Annotated in this window: 16 protein-coding genes; 10 read left to right on the top strand and 6 right to left on the bottom strand. The window is 59.8% G+C overall.

All coding sequences use genetic code 11. The features are described 5' to 3' along the window. Nucleotides 1-76 precede the first annotated feature (76 nt). From ACM6IR_RS05595 to ACM6IR_RS05575, 5 genes are all read right to left on the bottom strand, one after another. A complete protein-coding gene (locus ACM6IR_RS05595; protein WP_414906770.1) occupies nt 77-265 on the bottom strand; it encodes a hypothetical protein in 189 nt (62 codons plus the stop codon). Between the two features lie 395 nt (nt 266-660). Then, complete coding sequence (fabB, locus tag ACM6IR_RS05590) at nt 661-1881, bottom strand: beta-ketoacyl-ACP synthase I (protein WP_414906769.1); 1221 nt, start codon at nt 1879-1881, stop codon at nt 661-663. 11 nt (nt 1882-1892) lie between these two features. Next, the gene (fabA, locus tag ACM6IR_RS05585) at nt 1893-2408 is read right to left on the bottom strand and encodes a 3-hydroxyacyl-[acyl-carrier-protein] dehydratase FabA (RefSeq protein WP_140667384.1); all 516 of its coding nucleotides are present in this window, start codon (nt 2406-2408) and stop codon (nt 1893-1895) included. 248 nt (nt 2409-2656) lie between these two features. Continuing rightward, the gene (locus tag ACM6IR_RS05580) at nt 2657-4558 is read right to left on the bottom strand and encodes an ATP-binding protein (RefSeq protein WP_414906768.1); all 1902 of its coding nucleotides are present in this window, start codon (nt 4556-4558) and stop codon (nt 2657-2659) included. Next, complete coding sequence (locus ACM6IR_RS05575; RefSeq protein WP_414906767.1) at nt 4555-5496, bottom strand: ABC transporter substrate-binding protein; 942 nt, start codon at nt 5494-5496, stop codon at nt 4555-4557. The genes ACM6IR_RS05580 and ACM6IR_RS05575 overlap by 4 nt, the downstream gene beginning before the upstream one ends. Before the next feature lie 284 nt (nt 5497-5780). On the opposite strand from ACM6IR_RS05575, the gene ACM6IR_RS05570 reads away from it, so the two are divergent. The 10 genes from ACM6IR_RS05570 to ACM6IR_RS05525 all read left to right on the top strand — a co-directional run bounded on the left by ACM6IR_RS05570 (nt 5781) and on the right by ACM6IR_RS05525 (nt 14653). Continuing rightward, the gene (locus tag ACM6IR_RS05570; RefSeq protein ID WP_414906766.1) at nt 5781-6806 is read left to right on the top strand and encodes an NAD(P)H-dependent glycerol-3-phosphate dehydrogenase; all 1026 of its coding nucleotides are present in this window, start codon (nt 5781-5783) and stop codon (nt 6804-6806) included. A 33-nt stretch (nt 6807-6839) separates the two neighbouring features. After that, on the top strand, nt 6840-7187 hold the full coding sequence (locus ACM6IR_RS05565) for a DUF4389 domain-containing protein (protein WP_414906765.1): 348 nt from the start codon (nt 6840-6842) through the stop codon (nt 7185-7187). Then, a complete protein-coding gene (gene sixA / locus ACM6IR_RS05560) occupies nt 7184-7636 on the top strand; it encodes a phosphohistidine phosphatase SixA (protein WP_414906764.1) in 453 nt (150 codons plus the stop codon). The genes ACM6IR_RS05565 and sixA overlap by 4 nt, the downstream gene beginning before the upstream one ends. Before the next feature lie 299 nt (nt 7637-7935). Beyond that, nucleotides 7936-9603 (top strand): AMP-binding protein, encoded by a 1668-nt coding sequence (locus ACM6IR_RS05555; RefSeq protein ID WP_414906763.1) that lies wholly within the window; start codon nt 7936-7938, stop codon nt 9601-9603. Nucleotides 9604-9635: 32 nt separating this feature from the next. Beyond that, nucleotides 9636-10079, top strand: coding sequence for a hotdog fold thioesterase (locus ACM6IR_RS05550; RefSeq protein ID WP_414906762.1), 444 nt, complete (start codon nt 9636-9638; stop codon nt 10077-10079). 266 nt (nt 10080-10345) lie between these two features. Further along, entirely contained in the window at nt 10346-11152 is an 807-nt protein-coding gene (locus ACM6IR_RS05545) for an alpha/beta fold hydrolase (RefSeq protein ID WP_414906761.1), read from the top strand. Continuing rightward, complete coding sequence (locus ACM6IR_RS05540) at nt 11149-12003, top strand: alpha/beta hydrolase (protein ID WP_414906760.1); 855 nt, start codon at nt 11149-11151, stop codon at nt 12001-12003. Before ACM6IR_RS05545 ends, ACM6IR_RS05540 begins: the two co-directional genes overlap by 4 nt. 50 nt (nt 12004-12053) lie before the next feature. After that, the gene (locus ACM6IR_RS05535; protein WP_414906759.1) at nt 12054-12713 is read left to right on the top strand and encodes a glutathione S-transferase family protein; all 660 of its coding nucleotides are present in this window, start codon (nt 12054-12056) and stop codon (nt 12711-12713) included. Nucleotides 12714-12721: 8 nt separating this feature from the next. After that, complete coding sequence (locus ACM6IR_RS05530) at nt 12722-13528, top strand: DUF4892 domain-containing protein (protein WP_414906758.1); 807 nt, start codon at nt 12722-12724, stop codon at nt 13526-13528. A gap of 69 nt (nt 13529-13597) precedes the next feature. Beyond that, complete coding sequence (locus tag ACM6IR_RS05525) at nt 13598-14653, top strand: AI-2E family transporter (protein WP_414906757.1); 1056 nt, start codon at nt 13598-13600, stop codon at nt 14651-14653. 76 nt (nt 14654-14729) lie between these two features. Here the strand turns inward: ACM6IR_RS05525 and xopAW are convergent, their stop codons facing one another. Beyond that, nucleotides 14730-15584, bottom strand: a complete 855-nt coding sequence (gene xopAW, locus ACM6IR_RS05520; RefSeq protein WP_414906756.1) for a XopAW family type III secretion system calcium-binding effector — start codon at nt 15582-15584, stop codon at nt 14730-14732. Nucleotides 15585-15756: the final 172 nt, after the last annotated feature.

Below are 15756 nucleotides of genomic sequence, written 5' to 3'. Positions count from 1 at the left end.
CGACAAACCCCGCTCATGGCGGGGTTTGTCGTTTTCAATGCTGTGGTTGCTCAGGCTCCACGCCTAGGCTCCACGCCTAGGCGGAGAGTAACTCACGTTGCTGCTCCAGTGTTTCCAGTTCGGCTTTGTAGTTGTGCGCGTCAGTCTCGGAGTGGAACATCCCGACCAACAGGTCCTGTTGATGCACGTCCCAGATACGGATGCCGGCGGCTACGCCTTCATGAGACTTATGTGAATCGTCGCGTTCAGTTACTTTTACAGTCATCTGCTAGCTCCAATCTCAGTTACCTGCACCAAGGCATGTGCAGGACTCTGTTATATGTTTTGTTAGCTTGCTAAGTAAACGGCCGGAATTGGCAATGAACAATTGCGAATTTTGCAAAAGTGCTGCAGCCCGCTAAACACGCGACATTTGGTCGCAGGGTGCTGGGTTTTATGACAAAAGCTTCATGTTCGCTGGGACGGTAACTGTGGGTTATACGCAAATCCTGTGGGAGCGAGCTTGCTCGCGATGACGGCTGCACATTCAACATCAATGTGTCCGTCCGACCGCCATCGCGAGCAAGCTCGCTCCCACAGGTTCTGCGGTCGTTTTTCAGGCGCAAAAAAAACGCCCCGAACCAGTCGGGGCGTTTTCGTGTGCTGCGTAGCGGCGGGGTATTACTTACCCTGCCAGCGCTTCAGTACCAACGTAGCGTTGGTACCACCGAAGCCGAAGCTGTTGCTCATCACGGTGTTGATGGTGGCGTCTTCGCGAGTCTTGGTCAGGATCGGCATGTCGGCCACTTCCGGGTCCAGTTCTTCGATGTTGGCGGAGCCCGCCATGAAGTTGCCTTCCATCATCAGCATGCAGTAGATCGCTTCGTGTACGCCGGCGGCGCCCAGGGAGTGACCCGACAGGCTCTTGGTGGAGCTGATGGCCGGCGCCTTGTCGCCGAACACTTCACGCACACCTTTCATTTCCGCGACGTCGCCGACCGGAGTCGAGGTGCCGTGGGTGTTCAGGTAGTCGATCGGAGTGTCAACGGTAGACATGGCCATCTGCATGCAGCGGATGGCGCCTTCGCCGCTTGGCGCAACCATGTCGTAGCCGTCGGACGTCGCGCCGTAGCCAACGATTTCCGCGTAGATCTTCGCGCCGCGAGCCAAAGCGTGTTCCAGCTCTTCGACCACGACCATGCCGCCGCCGCCGGCGATGACGAAACCGTCACGCTTGGCGTCGTAGGCGCGGGAAGCTTTGTCCGGGGTTTCGTTGTACTGGCTGGACAGAGCGCCCATGGCGTCGAACAGGAACGATTGGCTCCAATGCTCTTCTTCACCGCCGCCAGCGAACACGATGTCCTGCTTGCCCATCTGGATCTGTTCCATGGCGGTACCGATGCAGTGAGCACTGGTGGCGCAGGCAGAAGCGATGGAGTAGTTCAGGCCCTTGATCTTGAACGGGGTGGCCAGGCAAGCGGAAACGGTGCTGCTCATGGTCCGCGTGACGCGGTATGGGCCAACACGCTTCACGCCTTTCTCGCGCAGGATGTCCAACGCTTCCATCTGGTTCAGCGTGGAGGCACCACCGGAACCGGCGATCAGGCCGGTACGCGGGTTGGAGACTTGCTCATCGGTCAGGCCGGAGTCTGCGATGGCGTCTTTCATGGCCAGGTAGGCGTAAGCCGCCGCGTGGCCGACGAAGCGATAGATCTTGCGATCGATCAGCTCTTCGAGGGGAAGGTCAATGGAGCCGGAAACCTGGCTACGCAGACCCATTTCAGCATATTCCGGGTTGAACCGGATGCCAGGGCGGCTTGCACGCAGGTTAGCGGAGACGGTCTCTTTGTCATTGCCCAGGCACGAAACGATGCCCAGACCAGTGATAACGACGCGGCGCATGCGGATAACCCTTAGAAGTTTTCAGTGGAGGTGAACACGCCGACCCGGAGGCCTTCGGCGGTGTAGATTTCGCGGCCGTCGACACTGACCGAACCATCGGCGATGGCCAGGTTCAGCTTGCCTTTCAGGACGCGCTTAATCTGAATGTTATACGTAACTTTCTTGGCGGTCGGCAGGACCTGACCAAAGAATTTCACTTCGCCCGAACCCAGCGCACGGCCACGGCCCGGCAGGCCTTGCCAGCCCAGGAAGAAGCCGACCAGTTGCCACATGGCATCGAGGCCCAGGCAACCTGGCATCACCGGATCACCTTCGAAGTGGCAGGCGAAAAACCACAGGTCCGGAGTGATATCCAGCTCGGCGACCAATTCACCTTTGCCGTACTTGCCACCCTCGGCACTGATATGGGTGATGCGATCCACCATCAGCATGTTCGGGGCGGGCAGTTGTGCGTTACCTGGGCCGAACAGCTCGCCGCGACTGCAGCGCAGCAGGTCTTCCCGAGTAAAGGCGTTTTGTTGGGTCATGCGAGCTCCTCAATAGTCCCATGCGGCAGGGTGGGGCGAATCTTCCCGGCCGATCGAAGCGTTCATGCTTCGAGTCAGCAGCCTACTCATAGACTATTGCGTTGTGGTGAAAGTCACAGCACCAAGGACATGAATGTACACTTGTGCACTGAAATTATTATTCAAGCCCGTTTTCGGGCCTGTTCGGGTGCCTAAGACTGCCGCACTTTCGCCTTTCACGCCAGTCGCAGATGGTCGAAAAGCCTGCACTACTGCACCCAGCGCTGCAAAATTTGCTGCAGATCAGTACGTTTGAAGGGCTTGGCCAGGTAATCGTTCATTCCCGCCGATATGCAGGCTTCGCGGTCGCCCTGCAAGGCATTGGCGGTCAGGGCGATGATTGGCACGTCTGTACAACCGGGCAACTGACGGATCTGCCTTGTCGCCTCGTAGCCGTCGATAATCGGCAGGCGGCAGTCCATCAGGATCGCTTCGAAAATCAGACTCTCGGCACTGCGCACCGCTTGCGCGCCATCGTTGGCGACGCTGACAGTAAAGCCCAAACTGCGCAACATTGCTTCGATGACCGTCTGATTGACCGGGTTGTCTTCGACCAGCAGCACATTGCGCCCTTCACCATCATCGCTGCCGGTCTGCGCGCGCGGCACCCGTACCGGCAGCGTCTGTTTATAGAGTGCCAGCGGGATTTCCAGGGTGAACACCGAGCCGCGACCTTCTTCGCTCTGAGCACGCAGGGTCCCGCCCATTCGTTCGGCCAGCGTGCGGGCAATTGGCAGGCCCAGGCCGGTGCCGCCGTAACGCCTCGAAATCGAGCTGTCGGCCTGCTGGAACGCGTTGAACATCAATTCCAGGCTTTCGGGCGAAATGCCGATCCCGCTGTCGCGTACGGTGCAGGTAAACCAAAGAAGTTCGTGATCCAGGGACTGCCACTGCGGCTCGATGGTGACGAGACCCTCTTCAGTGAATTTCAGCGCGTTGCCGACCAGGTTCACCAGAATTTGCCGGATCCGTGTCGGGTCGCCCTGTACTTGCAACGCGCGCATGTCTTCAGGCACACGCAGTTGCAGGTCGAGCCCGCGTTGTGCGGCGCTGTGCTGGAAGGACTGGGCACAACTGCTGATCAGGTCCACGAGGTTGAACGGGATGTGTTCAAGCTCCAGTTCCGAGCGCTCGATGCGTGAAAAGTCGAGTATGTCGTTGATGACTTTGAGCAAATGTTCGGTGGACTCCGAGGCCAGCGCCGCGTATTCGAGCTGCTCCTCGGTCATGTTGGTGGTTTCCAGCAACTGCAGCATGCCGAGCACGCCATTCATCGGCGTGCGCAATTCGTGGCTCATCATCGCGAGGAAATCGGATTTGGCGTTGTTGGCTTTTTCCGCCTCTTCGTGGGTCCTGATCAACTGTGCCATCGCCTGATGCTGCTCGCGACTCGCTTGCTCGAGACCATGGGCGAGGTTATTGATGTGTTGCGACAGCGCACCCAGCTCGGCGTCATCGACAATCGGCAGCGGGGTTTTGTAGTCGCCCTCTTGAATCGCCTTGACCGCGTTGCCGATATCACGGATCGGTTGCGACAGGCTACCGGCCAGGCGCCGAGCCACGAGGAACGTAAACAGCAGGGCGAACAGCGCCAGGATGCCGGCCTTGAGCAGGATTTCCTGCTGACGCTGATTGAACGCGTCGCTGGACAGGCCAACGATGACCCGCCCCAGGTAATCCCCGGCGGGAGCATTGCCGGTGACTTTGCTGTTCTGGAAAAAATCATTGTGCAGCGGGATCCGTTGCAACCGCACCGGGGCCTGGAACACTTCGATCTGTTGCGAGCGGTCGTGGTCTTGCGACGGCTGCTCGACGTACACCAAACTCCGGTTGGCGCTGTCCTGCACTTCCATAAAACGCACATTGGGCGTGGCCAGGGTCGCCTTGAGCAAGCTGTCGAGTACTTCATTGTTACCCGAGATCACCCCGTATTCCGTGGCGGGTGCCAGTTGATTGGCGATCAACTGACCGGTGTGGTTGAGTTCCTGACGCAGGTCCTGGATCCGCACGAAGGTGAAAAAGCTGATCAACAGCAACGTCAGCAACAGGGCCGGGCCGAGGCTGATGATTTGGGTACGGGTATTGATGTCCCAGCGACTCCGGAAGGTCATTGGCGGCGTTCCCCTTCGGTCAACTCTGTGGCGAGAGACGCTTCATTCGTTTGTTCAATCCCTAATGAACGAGCTACTTGTGCGTTGCTCAAGACTTTGAAGTGGTGCGGGTAGCGCGCGCGCGGCCAGGTGTCGGGTGGTTGGTCGAGCAGTTCGTTGAGAATCGCCAGCCAATCGCTCTGATCGCTGTAGGTGCTGGCCAGACTGCCCGCCTTGACGAACCCGGCGTTGGGGCCGATCAGCGCCCGTTGCTGCAGGTAGCTGCTGAGCAGCAGGTTTTTCGCGGTTTTCGGGTTGTACAGGTCGGGATCGTCGAGCCCCAGTAACACGTCGCTGTTTTTTAGCAGGTTTTGCAATGGTCGACTGTCATTGGTGTTGTCCCAGCGCTCAGTGACGATTTCAAAGCCCAAGGGCCGGGCGGCTTGACGCAATTCTTTCAAGAGGAATTCGCTGCGGCTGTCGTACAGCACACCGATCCGTCGGACCTGCGGCAGCAGGAGTCGCGTCAGGCGCAATTGCCGGTCCAGTTGCGGATCGCTCCAGAGCAGACTGAAGTGTTGGGGCTGGGCAGCCCCCATATATTGGCGGGCTTGCAGGCGACTGATGCGCAACACCAGCGTCGCCGGGCCCTGGTTGTCTTGCAGGCGCCAGTCGAGGCTTGGCAGGTCAAGCAAAATCAAGCGGCTGCTGGCGGGTAGTTTGTCCGGAGTCGGCAGGCTGAGCAGTGACTGGAAACGCACGCTGTCGGCCGGACGCAAGTCGCCAAGGGCCTTGGCGAAAGACCGCACCCCGGGGCCGTCTTCGGCGCCGACCAACAGGATGTCTGCGGCGTCCGTCGGCAGGCTGCTCAGTAAGCCGGCAAACATAAGGCACAGCATGGCCAGCAGGCGGCCAAAGATTGGCGTCATCCATGACGAATAACGCGTCTTATAACGCATCTTAGAGCGCCCGTTCCGCGCTGAAGCGTTGCGCAAGCATACCGGCCAGTGCCAGTGGCGAGCGGATTGAAGGAGAGCCAAGAGACACAAGATAGCCTTGATCGCGATTAACTGGTGCGCATGTTAACCGAGACGGTCGAGTTTTCCAGTCACGATGCCGGCATTTTCCTCGGTTTTGCTGGTCTTCTTTCTACAAGTGCCGGTAATTGACGCGGGGGCTGGCCGCCACTGGGCCGCTCCGTATAATGCCGACATCGTCACTGGTATGGATTAACGGATTGCATATGACTGAACAGCGCCCAATTGCGGTCCTGGGAGGCGGAAGTTTTGGTACCGCCGTGGCTAATTTGCTGGCCGAGAACGGGCATCAGGTCCTGCAGTGGATGCGTGATCCTGAGCAGGCCGAATCTATTCGGGTCAATCGCGAGAACCCGCGCTACCTCAAAGGCATCAAAATTCTTCCGGGCGTGGAGCCGGTCACTGACTTGCAAGCCACGCTGGACACCTGCGAGCTGTGTTTCGTCGCGCTGCCGTCCAGTGCGTTGCGCTCGGTATTGATGCCGCATGCGGACCGTTTGAGCGGCAAGCTGCTGGTGAGCCTGACCAAGGGCATCGAAGCCCACACGTTCAAGCTGATGAGCGAAATTCTCGAAGACATCGCCCCGCAAGCGCGTATCGGCGTGCTGTCCGGGCCGAACCTGGCGCGTGAAATCGCTGAGCACGCGCTGACCGCCACGGTGGTCGCCAGCGAAGACGAGGAACTCTGCCAGCGCGTCCAGGCCGCGTTGCATGGCCGCACCTTCCGCGTCTATGCCAGCGCCGACCGATTCGGCGTGGAGTTGGGCGGGGCCCTGAAGAACGTCTACGCGATCATCGCCGGTATGGCGGTGGCGCTGGGCATGGGCGAGAACACCAAAAGCATGCTGATCACCCGGGCGCTGGCGGAAATGACCCGCTTCGCGGTCAATCAGGGCGCCAACCCGATGACCTTCCTCGGCCTGGCCGGCGTGGGCGATTTGATCGTCACCTGTTCGTCGCCGAAAAGCCGTAATTATCAGGTTGGGTTCGCCCTCGGTCAGGGTTTGAGCCTGGAAGAGGCGGTGACGCGCCTGGGCGAAGTCGCCGAAGGCGTGAACACCCTCAAAGTGCTCAAGGCCAAGGCTCAGGAGGTCGGCGTGTACATGCCACTGGTCGCCGGGCTGCACGCGATCCTGTTCGAAGGGCGCACGCTTAATCAGGTGATTGAGCTGTTGATGCGCGGTGAACCAAAAACCGATGTCGACTTTATTTCCACCAGCGATTTTAACTGAGCACACTCCCTATAAGGAGCAGGAGAGCGAGACATGAACGATCCGAAAACAGAAGCCAAGTACGAATCCATCCTGCTGCGGGTGTTGTGGATGATCGTCTTCGTGCTGGTCTGGCAGGTGGCGCAATTCATCCTTGGCGCAGTGGTACTGGTGCAGTTGATCTATCGTTTGATCTATGGCGCCCCGAGCGCCAGCCTGATGAACTTCGGCGATAGCCTGAGCCAGTACCTGGCACAGATCGGGCGTTTCGGCAGTTTCCACAGCGACCAGAAACCCTGGCCGTTCGCCGACTGGCCGACGCCGCGTACACCGGAAGGTGAAGCGCCGCACGTTGTGGCACCAGCCCCGCATCCGGCCCGAGATGAGGAACCCAAGCTATGAAACTCTGGGTATTGCGTCATGGTGAAGCCGAGCCCTATGGCTCGCGTCCAGACTCCGAACGGGAATTGACGCCCCACGGTCGCGAAGAAGTGCTGCGAAGCGCCGCCGAGCTGATCGGCCAGCCGATCACGGCTATCTACGCCAGCCCTTACTTGCGAGCGCAACAGACTGCGCAGCTGGTGAGTGACGCGTTGGGGTTCCAGCCGGACATTCGCACTGTTGAATGGCTGACCCCAGACAACCGTCCGCAAGCGGTGGCAGAGCAATTGGTGTCCGTGGACTACGCGTTGCTGGTCAGCCATAACCCATTGGTGGCTAACCTCTTGGGTTATTTGCAGCACGGTCATGTACAGGACCCGGAAACGGTGAAAACCGCCAGCCTTGCCGAGCTTGAAGGTGACTTGCCGCTCGCCGGCGCGATGAAGCTCAAGGGCATCAAGCATCCTTAGAAGCAAAAGATCGCAGCCTCGTTGCACTCGACAGCTCCTGCAAGGATTGCGCATTACCCTGTAGGAGCGAGCTTGCTCGCGAAGGGCTTGAAGGCAACGCGTTTACTCGGGAAGGGCGCGTTATCGTTAACGTCCTTCGCGAGCAAGCTCGCTCCTACATTCTCCGGTCAACATACAAGGAGCTGTCGAGTGCAACGAGGCTGCGATCTTTTGATCCCGCTTTTGCCCTTAAATATTTAACCAAGCAACTGCTTGGTTGACTACGCTTGCTCCAGATCAAAAAAACAGGAGCGAGTCGTATGTCTGCTGCTTTGCGTTTGCCGCTGGACGTCTTCTATGAGCGGGAGGCCCGTCATCCCCGCCAGCGCTTTCTGGTACAGCCCATGGGTGGTGGACAGGTCGAGACACTGACCTGGGAAGACGTCGGTCATCAGGCCCGTTGCGCTGCGCACTGGCTGCGAGCACGCGAACTGCCTCAAGGTAGTCACATCGCCTTGATCTCGAAAAACTGTGCCCACTGGATCATCGCCGACCTGGCGATCTGGATGGCCGGGCATGTCTCGGTGCCGCTGTACCCGAACCTGACAGCCGAGTCCGTGGCTCAAGTGCTCGAACATTCCGAAGCCGTGCTGGTATTCATCGGCAAACTCGATGACTGGTCTGGCATGTCCCGTGGGGTTAAACCGGAACTGCCCACCATCAGTCTGCCGTTGCATCCGCCAGGCCACTTCGATTTCAGCTGGGCCGACCTGCAGCGCAGCTCGCCGATCCAGGACGATCCGAAACCCGCCGCCGATCAATTGGCGACCATCATTTATACCTCCGGCACGACCGGCCTGCCCAAAGGGGTGATGCACAGCTTCGGCAATCTTGGGTTTGCGGCCAGCCGTGGCACGCAACTATTCGGCCTCAACGAGTCGGACCGATTGCTGTCCTACCTGCCGCTATGCCATGTCGCCGAGCGGATGTTCGTCGAGCTGGCGTCGATCTACAGCGGGCAAACCGTATTCTTTGCCGAGAGCCTCGATACCTTCCTCACCGATTTGCAGCGTGCACGGCCCACCGCATTGTTCGGCGTGCCGCGTATCTGGACCAAGTTCCAGATGGGCGTCTACAGCAAGATCCCGGCAAAGCGCCTCGACTTTTTGCTCGGCCTGCCGATCATCGGCAAGCGGGTTGGACACAAGGTCCTTGCCGGGCTTGGGCTCGATGCCTTGCGCATTGCCTTGTCCGGCGCAGCGCCGGTTCCGCAGACCTTGTTGCTGTGGTATCGCAAGCTGGGGCTGGATGTGCTGGAGGTCTACGGCATGACCGAAAGTTGCGGCTATTCGCATGTTTGCCTGCCGGGCCAGAACAAACCGGGCTGGATCGGCAAGCCTTGCCCGGACGTCGAGGTACGGATCGCCGAGTCCGGCGAGGTCATGGTGCGCAGCGGCGCGACCATGCTCGGGTATTTCAAGGAGCCTGAAAAAACCGCTGAAACCATCACCGAGGACGGCTTCCTGCGTACCGGTGACAAGGGCGAGGAAGACGCCGAAGGCAACCTGCGCCTGACCGGGCGGCTGAAAGAAATCTTCAAGACCAGCAAAGGTAAATACGTGGCCCCCGCGCCCATCGAAAATCGGCTGGCGGTGCATTCGCGGATCGAGCAGGTCTGCGTGGTCGGCGATGGGTTGAGTGCGCCACTGGGCTTGTGCGTGCTTTCGGCGGTCGGTCAGCAGGACGCGGGCGGAACGGCGCGCGCCGGCCTGCACTCGAGCCTGGAAAAACTGCTGGAGGAGGTTAATGGCTCCCTCGACAAGCATGAACGCTTACGGCGGCTGGTGGTGGTCAAGGACAGCTGGGCAGTGGAAAACGGCTTTCTGACGCCGACCCTGAAGATCAAGCGCAATATGATCGAAGCCACTTACGGCGCCCGGTTCGAAGAATGGAGCGAGCGCAGCGAAGCGGTGCTGTGGCAGGATTGAGTCACGAACAACACCTACAAAGGAAATTGGCGATGAGTCTGTGGCGAACCCCTCCCAACATCGAGCAGTTGAACGCGATCCAGAAAAACACCATCGGTGAAGTGCTGGATATTCGCTTTGAAGCCTTCGACGACGCCTCCCTGACCGCGAGCATGGTCATCGATCACCGCACCCATCAGCCCTACGGCTTGCTGCATGGCGGTGCCTCGGTGGTGCTGGCCGAAACGGTCGGCTCGATGGCCAGTTACCTGTGTATCGATACCCGCAAGTTCTATTGCGTAGGCCTGGAAGTCAACGCCAACCATTTGCGCGGATTGCGCAGCGGGCGGGTAACGGCGGTGGCCACGGCGATACACATTGGTCGCACCACGCATGTCTGGGATATCCGCTTGAGCAGCGATGAGGGCAAGGCCAGTTGCGTGTCACGGTTGACCATGGCGGTGGTGCCGTTGGGTGAGAATCCACCGATACGCTGAGCAATAACGCGCTCTGTGTAGCAGGCTGCGTCCGGCTACTGTAGGAGCGAAGCTTGCTCGCGAAGAACGATAACGCGGAGTGTCAGAACTGACGCCTTCGCGGGCAAGCCTCGCTCCTACAGTAGGCGGACGCAGGCTGCGCCAGCTGCTACGAGGTTTGGTATCACCCTGACCGGACTGTCATCATTCCTGGCAGTTACGGTCATTGCTGTAGGGCGTTGTCTTACGGACAATCAACGCTCGTTTTCGTTGATGGATCGACCGGTATGTCGCAACAGATATTTTTCGCCCACGCCAATGGATTTCCTTCGGGCACCTACGGCAAGTTGTTCGCGGCGCTGGCGCCCGAGTATCAGGTGACGCATCTGGAACAGCATGCCCACGACCCGCGTTTTCCGGCGGATGACAACTGGCACAATTTGGTGGACGAGCTGATTCATCACCTCCAGCAGCAGCCTGAGCCCGTATGGGGTGTTGGCCACTCCTTCGGTGGCGTACTGCACCTGCACGCGGCGTTACGTTGCCCCGAACTGTACCGCGGCGTGGTGATGCTTGATTCGCCAGTGTTGACCCGTACCGATCAGTGGGTCATCCGCGCGGCCAAGCGTTTTGGTTTTATCGACCGCCTGACCCCGGCTGGCCGCACGCTGGGGCGACGCGAAGAGTTCGCCGATCTGGAGGCGGCGCGAGTATATTTCGCAGGTAAGACCCTGTTTCGCGGCTTCGATCCGGAGTGCTTCGACGCCTACCTGCAACACGGTTTGCACACAGTGGGCGACAAGTTGCGCCTGCGCTTCGATCCGGCCACCGAGATCAGCATTTACCGCGGTGTGCCCCATACCAGCCCTGGTCGCGCACGGCAATTGAAAGTGCCGTTGGCCGTGGTGCGCGGGCACAAAAGTCGCGTGGTAATGCGCCATCACGCCCGTTCGGTCGGGAGCATGCCGCAGGGCGAATCCCTGACCATGCCCGGCGGGCACATGTTTCCCCTCGAACGACCACAGGACACTGCCGCCCTGCTGAAGAACCTGTTCAGCCGCTGGGAAAGTCGTCGTCAGCAGGAATGCCTATGAGCCATGTCGTTGAAGAAGTCCGCCTGAGCCTGCCGCACATCGAGTTGGCGGCGCACTTGTTCGGCCCTGAAGACGGCCTGCCGGTGATCGCCTTGCATGGCTGGCTGGACAACGCCAACAGCTTTGCCCGGTTGGCGCCAAAGCTCAAAGGCTTGCGCATCATTGCACTGGACATGGCCGGTCACGGCCACTCCGGGCATCGCCCGCCCGGTGCCGGTTATGCCATGTGGGACTACGCCCACGACGTACTGCAAGTTGCTGAACAGCTTGGACTGAAGCGTTTTGCGCTGATGGGGCACTCCATGGGCGCGATCGCTTCGCTGATCATCGCCGGGTCGCTGCCTGAACGTGTGACGCACCTAGCCTTGATCGACGGCATCATCCCTCCTACAGACAAAGGCGAAAACGCGGCCGAACGTATGGGCATGGCCCTGCAAGCGCAGCTGGATCTGCAGGAGAAGCGCAAGCCCGTCTATAACACACTGGACCGCGCTATCGAGGCGAGAATGAAAGGTCTGGTAGCGGTCAGTCGCGAAGCCGCCGAACTCCTGGCCCGGCGCGGTTTGATGCCGGTGCCGGGCGGTTACACCTGGCGCACCGACAACCGCCTCACGCTGCCATCGCCGCTGCGTCTGACAACCGAGCAGGCCATGGCCTTCGTGCAGCGGGTCAGTTGTCCTGCGTTACTGGTGGTTGCAGCTGACGGCATGCTCGCCAAACATTCCGAGTTGCTGGAGCGTCTACCCTTTAGCCGTGAACAGCTGCCTGGCGGCCATCATTTGCACCTGAATGATGAACCCGGTGCCGACCTTGTCGCAGACTGTTTCAATCGGTTCTTCGCCGCTCCTTGACTTGCGCCGGGCAACTGTCGAGGCTGGGCGGGTTGAAATGGGAGACAACCATGATAGATCTCTACACCGCTGCGACCCCGAATGGCCACAAGGTCTCTATCGTGCTCGAGGAACTCGGCCTGCCCTACACGGTGCACGCCTTGAGTTTCGACAAGAAGGAACAAAAGTCTCCGGACTTTCTCAAGCTCAATCCCAATGGCCGGATTCCGGCGATTGTCGATCGCGCCAACGGTGATTTTGCCGTGTTCGAATCCGGCGCCATCCTCATCTACCTGGCCGAGTTGAGCGGCAAACTGCTGCCCAAGGACCCGAAGGGGCGCTCAGTGGTTTTGCAATGGCTGATGTTCCAGATGGGTGGCATCGGCCCGATGCAGGGGCAGGCCAACGTGTTTTTCCGCTATTTTCCGGAGAAGCTCCAGGGCGCCATCGACCGCTATCAGCATGAAACCCGTCGCCTCTATGAAGTGCTCGACACTCGCCTGCAAACCGTGGAATTCCTCGCCGGCGAGTACAGCATTGCCGACATCGCCACCTACCCATGGGTCCGTGGCCACGAGTGGTCCGGTGTCGCAGTGGATGGCTTGACGGCGTTGCAACGCTGGATGGCGACCATGGAGGCGCGTCCGGCGGTGCAGCGTGGTTTGCTGGTGCCCGAACGCATCGATGATGCCAGCGTCGTCAAAGGTGCCCAGGCCATGCTGATACGATGAGCCTATCCATGCGTTCATTCAGTTTGCTGGCGCTGTGCTGTTTCAGTCCCGTGTTGTTCGCCGCCGATGTTCCGGGCAGCCAGGACCTGCCGATCGTGCCGCGGATGGTCGATGCGCAGATCGTCGACTATCGCCCGGCGGTAGAACTCGAGCGGATCTACCCGCTGGGGTCGATCCGCAAGATCAGTGGTCAGTTGCGTTTCGACGGTCAAGTCAGCGCCCGCGGGCAAACCACCTCGGTAACCTACGAACTGCCGCCGGAGCATTCATCCACGGAAGCCTTCACCGCCGCCCGCGAAGCGTTGCAGAAACAGGGCGCCGAGTTGCTGTTCTGGTGCCAGGCCCGTGATTGCGGTGAAAGCAGCCTGTGGGCCAACGAGGTCTTCGGCAACGCCAAACTCTACGGGGCTGATGATCAACAGGCGTATCTGCTGTTGCGTCTGGCCGCGCCAAAGGACAGCACGCTGGTGGCGCTTTACAGCATCACTCGCGGTAATCGCAAAGCCTATCTGCACGTCGAGCAGTTCGATGCTGCGGCGCCGCTGGGTGATTTGCTGCCTACTTCCGCCACCTTGTTGCGGCAGCTCAAAAGCACTGGCGAGCTCGATTTCCCCAAACTGACCGATGCCCCTGACGATACCTGGCTGCGCTTGCTCTCGCGTGGCTTGAATCTGGACACGACCCTGCGGGTCAACGTTTCCGGGCCGAACGCCGAAGCCTGGCGTCAGGCGTTGATTGGCCAGGGCGTGCGTGCGGCGCGGATGGAAACCGGCAGCGTTGACGGCGCTGGCCTGCACGTGGAACTGTTGCGATAAGCTTCATCAGGCGAACGCGCTTGTCGCGTTCGCCTGCTCCTTTGCGAACTGACTTTTTTCGAGACTTGGATGATCAATAACGATCGGCTGTTGGTGCAGATCCTGCTCCTGGTGCTGTTTGGCGCGAGCTTTTGGGTGATGGCGCCGTTCTGGTCGGCGTTGTTCTGGGGGGCAGTACTGGCGTTTGCCAGTTGGCCGCTGATGCGCTTGCTGACCCGTTTGCTCAATGGTCGGGAGGCGCTGGCGGCGGCATTGCTGACGCTTGGCTGGATGTTATTGGTGGCGGTGCCGCTGGTATGGCTGGGGTTCAACCTGGCGGATCATGTGCGCGATGCCGTCGCATTCATCAAGGATGTGCAGGTCGACGGTCTGCCTGAAGCGCCGACCTGGCTGGCCGGTGTTCCGCTGGTTGGCGGACGGTTGGTGGTTGTCTGGAACAGCATTGATCAGCAGGGCGCGGCGATGCTGCTGGCGGTCAAGCCCTACCTGGGCCAGGTCGGTAATTGGTTGCTGGCGCGCAGTGCGCAGATTGGCGGCGGGATTCTCGAACTGACGTTAAGCATTGTCTTCGTGTTCTTTTTCTACCGTGACGGGCCACGATTGGCCGCGTTTGTTCATGGGTTGCTGGAGCGGCTGATTGGGCAACGGGCCGGCTATTACATCGAGCTGGTGGCGGGGACCGTTCAGCGTGTGGTGAACGGCGTGATCGGGACGGCGGCGGCTCAGGCGGTTCTGGCATTAATCGGGTTTTTGATTGCCGGAGTGCCTGGCGCATTGGTGCTTGGCATCGTGACCTTCCTGCTCAGCCTGATTCCCATGGGGCCTCCGCTGGTGTGGATACCGGCCACGGCCTGGCTGGCCTGGAAGGGCGAGTATGGGATGGCGGTGTTTCTCGGTATTTGGGGGACGTTCATTATCAGCGGCGTCGACAACGTGCTGAAGCCGTATTTGATCAGCCGCGGTGGGAATCTGCCGTTGGTGATTGTGTTGTTGGGCGTGTTTGGCGGGTTGATTGCGTTTGGGTTTATTGGCTTGTTCATCGGTCCGACGCTGTTGGCGGTGGCTTATAGCCTGTTGACCGACTGGAGCAAAAGCCAGGCGCGCGTTGAAGATCACCGGCCTTAAATTATTTATTGAGGCTAATGGCCCCTTCGTCGGAACGCCGCCCGGCTCCGGGCGGCGTTCCGACGAAGCTTTTGACTTAAGTGGCGACGTTCAGGTACTTGCCCACGCTCGCCACCTTGTCGAGTGAATACTGCTTGCTCAGGTTGGCGATCATTTTGTTCAGTGCTTCGCAAACATTCGGCTGAGCGGTGGAGCTGTCGTTGCTCTTCTCGCGACCGGCTTGGAGCACGGCTTTCAACTCGTCGCTGCTGACGCCACCGCTGCTGTCGCTATCGAGCATCTTGAACAGCGCCGCGCTGGTGTCGCTGCTGGTCGATGGGGTGCTGTCGCTGGCCTGTACCGCGCTGCCTGGTTCGGTGGCGGTGGCGGTGACGCTGCCGTCACTGTCCGCATCCAGCTGGCTGAACAGTGCGTCGCTGGACGTCTGCTGTGGCGGCGGTGGAGGCGGGGCGAGGCTGGCGGCGAGTTCGTCTTTGCTGACGGTGCCGTCCTTGTTCTTGTCCAGCGCCGAGAAGATGTCTTTGCTATCGGCACTGCTGCCGGCGCTGGTCAGGCCATTGCTCAGTTCGTCGCTGCTGATGGCGCCGTTACCGTTGGTGTCGAGGGCGCTGATCAACGCATCGGCAAGCTCAGTGTTGGGTGCCTGATCTTGTGGCGGTGGCGGTGGGGCCATCGCGGCCATCTCTTGACTGCTCAGGCTGCCACTATCGTCACTGTCCAGATCGGCGAAATTTTTGCTCAGGCTGGCCAACAGACCGTTGTCGGGTTTCTGCGACAGGGCGCTCTTGAGCTCATCCTGCCCCACCACGCCGTCGCCGTTGGTGTCGAGTTTGGCGAGTAACTCTTTCTGAAATTGCTGGCTACGGGCGCTGTTGGTTGTGGTACTGCTGGTGCTGGAATAGCTCGTGTAATTACTGACGCTACCGATCATTGGGCTCACTCCTTGGAATGGGAAACCGGTGGGTGCACCGGCTTATGCAGCCTCAAGGGGCAAGGTGTCGTGTGTATTTGAGGTTTGTACCGATGGGTACACACGATCCTTGTAATTGAATGGACTCGCCCAAGCCGAGGCGTCTATGCGCCACGGTGGCATTCTATGAAAG

It is taken from the genome of Pseudomonas sp. IT-P253 (assembly GCF_949768125.1).
GTDB lineage: Bacteria > Pseudomonadota > Gammaproteobacteria > Pseudomonadales > Pseudomonadaceae > Aquipseudomonas.
This window is presented reverse-complemented; position numbering and strand designations above follow the sequence as displayed.

What these genes read in the sequence shown, in the direction of transcription:
- ACM6IR_RS05525 (WP_414906757.1), top strand. Translation starts at nt 13,598, where the DNA reads ATGATCAATAACGATCGGCTGTTGGTGCAGATCCTGCTCCTGGTGCTG.
- sixA (WP_414906764.1), top strand. Translation starts at nt 7,184, where the DNA reads ATGAAACTCTGGGTATTGCGTCATGGTGAAGCCGAGCCCTATGGCTCG.
- ACM6IR_RS05575 (WP_414906767.1), bottom strand. Translation starts at nt 5,496, where the DNA reads ATGCGTTATAAGACGCGTTATTCGTCATGGATGACGCCAATCTTTGGC.
- ACM6IR_RS05565 (WP_414906765.1), top strand. Translation starts at nt 6,840, where the DNA reads ATGAACGATCCGAAAACAGAAGCCAAGTACGAATCCATCCTGCTGCGG.
- ACM6IR_RS05545 (WP_414906761.1), top strand. Translation starts at nt 10,346, where the DNA reads ATGTCGCAACAGATATTTTTCGCCCACGCCAATGGATTTCCTTCGGGC.
- ACM6IR_RS05595 (WP_414906770.1), bottom strand. Translation starts at nt 265, where the DNA reads ATGACTGTAAAAGTAACTGAACGCGACGATTCACATAAGTCTCATGAA.
- ACM6IR_RS05540 (WP_414906760.1), top strand. Translation starts at nt 11,149, where the DNA reads ATGAGCCATGTCGTTGAAGAAGTCCGCCTGAGCCTGCCGCACATCGAG.
- ACM6IR_RS05550 (WP_414906762.1), top strand. Translation starts at nt 9,636, where the DNA reads ATGAGTCTGTGGCGAACCCCTCCCAACATCGAGCAGTTGAACGCGATC.
- ACM6IR_RS05580 (WP_414906768.1), bottom strand. Translation starts at nt 4,558, where the DNA reads ATGACCTTCCGGAGTCGCTGGGACATCAATACCCGTACCCAAATCATC.
- ACM6IR_RS05570 (WP_414906766.1), top strand. Translation starts at nt 5,781, where the DNA reads ATGACTGAACAGCGCCCAATTGCGGTCCTGGGAGGCGGAAGTTTTGGT.
- fabB (WP_414906769.1), bottom strand. Translation starts at nt 1,881, where the DNA reads ATGCGCCGCGTCGTTATCACTGGTCTGGGCATCGTTTCGTGCCTGGGC.
- ACM6IR_RS05555 (WP_414906763.1), top strand. Translation starts at nt 7,936, where the DNA reads ATGTCTGCTGCTTTGCGTTTGCCGCTGGACGTCTTCTATGAGCGGGAG.
- ACM6IR_RS05530 (WP_414906758.1), top strand. Translation starts at nt 12,722, where the DNA reads ATGCGTTCATTCAGTTTGCTGGCGCTGTGCTGTTTCAGTCCCGTGTTG.
- xopAW (WP_414906756.1), bottom strand. Translation starts at nt 15,584, where the DNA reads ATGATCGGTAGCGTCAGTAATTACACGAGCTATTCCAGCACCAGCAGT.
- fabA (WP_140667384.1), bottom strand. Translation starts at nt 2,408, where the DNA reads ATGACCCAACAAAACGCCTTTACTCGGGAAGACCTGCTGCGCTGCAGT.
- ACM6IR_RS05535 (WP_414906759.1), top strand. Translation starts at nt 12,054, where the DNA reads ATGATAGATCTCTACACCGCTGCGACCCCGAATGGCCACAAGGTCTCT.